General features: G+C 43.4%; 3 protein-coding genes. All 3 read right to left on the bottom strand.

What is annotated here, in order from left to right:
- Window positions 1-234 precede the first annotated feature (234 nt).
- Window positions 235-2736 carry an acyl-CoA dehydrogenase gene (locus tag ACESM0_RS13225; protein WP_372906675.1) on the bottom strand — a complete coding sequence of 834 codons (2502 nt, stop codon included), beginning with the start codon at window positions 2734-2736 and terminating at the stop codon, window positions 235-237.
- A gap of 12 nt (window positions 2737-2748) precedes the next feature.
- On the bottom strand, window positions 2749-3336 hold the full coding sequence (locus ACESM0_RS13220) for a TetR/AcrR family transcriptional regulator (RefSeq protein WP_372906674.1): 588 nt from the start codon (window positions 3334-3336) through the stop codon (window positions 2749-2751).
- A 93-nt stretch (window positions 3337-3429) separates the two neighbouring features.
- Window positions 3430-3934 (bottom strand): tRNA (guanosine(46)-N7)-methyltransferase TrmB (gene trmB / locus ACESM0_RS13215; protein WP_372906673.1); only part of this gene is annotated, 505 nt, incomplete at its 5' end.

Here is a 3934-nt window from a genome sequence, read left to right as displayed (position 1 = left end):
CCTTGATTATTTCAGGCTTCAAACCTGATTCGATTTTGGTTTAAACCACCCCTAAATCACTTCGTAGGAATTGCTTTAACTCGTAGCCCCTCCTTGAAAAAGGAGGGGACTTTCTAGAAACAAAATTAATATTCTATAAATCGAACTTAGGTTTTTTATCTAAAAAAGAAATTATTCAAATATGATCCGGAGTTCTCATATAACCATTCTACTTCGGACCATCTTTTCTAATAGTTAAACCAAGACTGTTTCACCATCATCTTTGCGGTATCCCAATGGGATTTCATTCTCAGAAACAGCTGATCGATTGTACTCTTCGAGGGTAAACTCATCCACGAGTATTGCGTCGAAACGAGCTTCCTCAGTTTTCTTAACAGTCTCAGCTTCTTCTTCAGTGATGACACCTTTTTTGAGAGCTCCATCAAGCTGCTTCAATACGTAAGCTTTCTTGATTTCACCGGCTTTGGTTGCTTTGTATAGCTTCTTGTAAATCGGGAATGACTCTTCAATTACTTTCATAGCATGCTCATACTTCCCGAGAGCTTCATCTACTGAAGCAGGCACGTACATACCGGATGTCAATCTATCTCGCTGATCTCCTCTGGTCTGCATAGCCTGAGCCACTTTATGTCCCAGCTTATCAGATGGTTTTTTCCCTATGCGATTCATTCTAGACCATAATCCAACCGGTCCTCTGAACAGCCAGCTCAGACCCGGTACTTCTATCTCTGAATAGATCTCGTCAAATGCAGTTTGAATTCTGTAGAATGCGTGCTGCATAGACCAGTGCAGGAATATTTCATCTTCTTTTTTACGGCCTTCTGCTTCAAATCTTCTCAGTGTGGCAGTAGCAAGCAGCATCCAGCTGAGAATATCAGCATACCGTCCGGCAAGCTTCTCCTTCATTTTTAAAGCACCTCCGTATGAACCCAGTGCCATATCCGCCATAAACGCAAATGATGCAGAGGCCCATGCCAGTTTTCGATAGTATTTCGCTGCGGGTCCGCTTACCGGCGAGGACGCCAGACGTCCACGCGTAATGCTTAGCAGACAGGAGCGGATTTCGTTTTTAAACACATGACCAATATGCTTCCAGAAAGCGTCATCAAACTGCTTCACGTCTTTATTCATCAACGCCTCAATCTCTTTCAAGGCATAAGGATGACTTCGGATAGCACCCTGACCAAAGATCATCAGCGTCCTTGTCAGTATGTTCGCTCCTTCTACCGTAATTGCGATTGGCATGGCAATATAGCTGTGAGCAAAAATATTCCGTGGTCCCATAGAAATGCCTGCGCCGCCCACAATGTCCATTGAGTCATTGACAATCTCTCTGCCAAGTTCGGTAAAGTTGTACTTGGCAATTGCGGTAACAACTGCCGGTTTTGCACCTTTATCCAATGCACCGCAGATGTACCCTCTTGCAGCGTCCATCATATAGGTGTACCCGCCAATCTTGGCCATCGGCTCTTCTATACCTTCAAACTTACCGATGTTCAAGCCAAACTGTTTTCGGATAAGCGCATATGCTCCCACAGCACGAGTTGCTGTTTTAGCTCCGCCAATCGCCTGAGCAGGCAGAGAAATTCCTCGTCCCACGGCCAGTGACTCCATCAACATTCTCCAGCCGTTGCCGGCACCTTCTACTCCACCAATAATGGCATCTACCGGTACCACTACATCATGACCACGCGTTGGACAGTTGTAAAACGGCACACCAAGCGGGTCATGTCTTTTGCCCAGTTCAACGCCTTCTGTATCACTCGGAACCAATGCAGCCGTAATTCCCAGATTCTCGCCTTTTCCAAGCAGGTTATCTGGATCTTTTAGTTTAAAAGCCAATCCAATGACTGTTGAAATAGCCGCTAGGGTGATATATCTCTTATCCCAGTTTAACTTCAGGTAGAGCTCACCGTCGTCGGCTTTGAATACTTCACCTTCACTCTGCATACCACCGGCATCTGAACCCGCGTTCGGCTCTGTCAGTGCAAAACAGGGTATCTCTTCACCTTTTGCCAGTCGGGGCAGGTAGTGATCTTTCTGTTCCTGAGTACCATAGTGCATTAAAAGTTCTGCCGGGCCAAGTGAGTTTGGAACCATTACCGTTGTAGCAAGAGGACCGCATCGGGAAGCCAATTTGGCAACAATAGCACTGTGCGCGTTTGCAGTAAAACCATAGCCACCATACTCCTCCGGAATAATCAAACCGAAGAAGCGCTTTTCTTTCAAATAGTTCCAAGTTTTATCATCAAATCCTTTTCGTTGAAAAACTTTCCAATCGGATACCATAGAGCAGAGTTCTTCAGCGGGTCCATCCATAAATTCGCGCTCTTTATCTGTCAGATCAGGATATGTTTCACTATTCATTCTCTTCAGATCCGGACTGCCTGAAAATAGTTCTCCCTCAACCCAAACCGTACCAGCATCGATAGCTGTTTGCTCCGTTTCTGAGATTGCAGGAAGAATTTTCAGAGCTTCCAATATTTTCATGATTGGCCCTGAAAGCAGGGTTCTGCGAATCGATTTCAGGTTAAAAATCACAGCCAGTACCAGGAAGGCTGAAATTAACCAAACGGGCGCTCCCAATCCGGCTAAAGCAACAAGACCTGCAACGGCCCAAATCCATAGAGGAGCCCCTTTAAATCCAAAAATTAAAAATATGAGGACAATTCCTGTCCAAACAGCCCAGGTGGCCATTTCATTGAAAAATCCAAGTTGTTCGATTAAAGCTTCCATAACTGACTCCTTTTAAGCGGGTGTTTTTTGTACGATAAATCCTTGTATGATGTGATCTGTTGCAAGATCCAAAAATCGTTCTATCGGAACTCTGGTATCCAATCGTTTACCCAGAATCACAGAAACAACTCCATGAATCTGCGCCCAAAGCGTGTATGCACTTACCAGCGGATCTTCCACATCAAAAAGATTCCGGTCTTTACCACGTTGAATTATTCCGGCAAGCAGCTCATAAATTTCTCTAACCTGCTGAAATTTCTCTCTGGGATACTTCGGCATCTCTTCAGGGCGAACCATATAAATAATCTCGTACTCCTGTGGATTTTCCATCGCGTATCCAACATAAGCATCGGTTAGAGATTCCAACTGTTCAATCGGGCTGGCAGCTTCATCCAATGTATTTCTCAATACGCGATTTAAATTTGCAATACTCTCCTCAACCAAAGCAAGCAGCAGATCATCCTTATTTTTAAAATGCAGGTAGATGCTTGTAGCTGTTACATTAGCTTTTTTAGCAATCTTACGCATCGAAATCTTGCTGAATCCATGTTTGAGAAGCAGTTCTTTGCTTACATCCAGAATTTCTTCCCTTAGAGACATATACCTTAGGTTAACACCGTTAAGTTCACAGTGTTAATTTATCAAATCTGATTGGAATGTCAATAGTAGAACCTAAATTCTTATGGCGGGGTCTTAAATAGTACTTTCACTATTTAACCGAAAAGAGATGTAATGAATGGTTTTTCTCTTTTCAAGGTGCATCTTCTCGTAAAAGGTCTTGATTGTCAAAATCGGGTCATCCGGGCGTTCAGCATAAACATCATCCACTCGATCTATGATCTCACAATTCTCTTCTACGATCGTTTCGAGCGTAAAATCGTACAGCTCATCAGAATCCGTCTTTAAATGAATCTTTGCGCCTGGGGCGAGTATTTTGCCATAGATACTTAAAAATTTGTGTGATGTAAGTCTTTTAGAAGATTGTGAATCCCTTAAATAGGGATCAGGAAACGTGATCCAGATCTCATCCACCTCTTCCTTCTCAAAATAGTCTGTCAAATGATCGATAAAGATCCGCATAAAATGAACATTGGGCAGTGGCTCCTCAAGAGCCTTCTTTGCTCCTGTCCACAATCTCCACCCTTTCTTATCAATTCCAATAAAATTCTTATCCGGATATTGCCGTGCAAGATTTACT

Source organism: Rhodohalobacter sp., from assembly GCF_041686455.1.
Classification (GTDB): domain Bacteria; phylum Bacteroidota; class Rhodothermia; order Balneolales; family Balneolaceae; genus Rhodohalobacter.
This window is presented reverse-complemented; position numbering and strand designations above follow the sequence as displayed.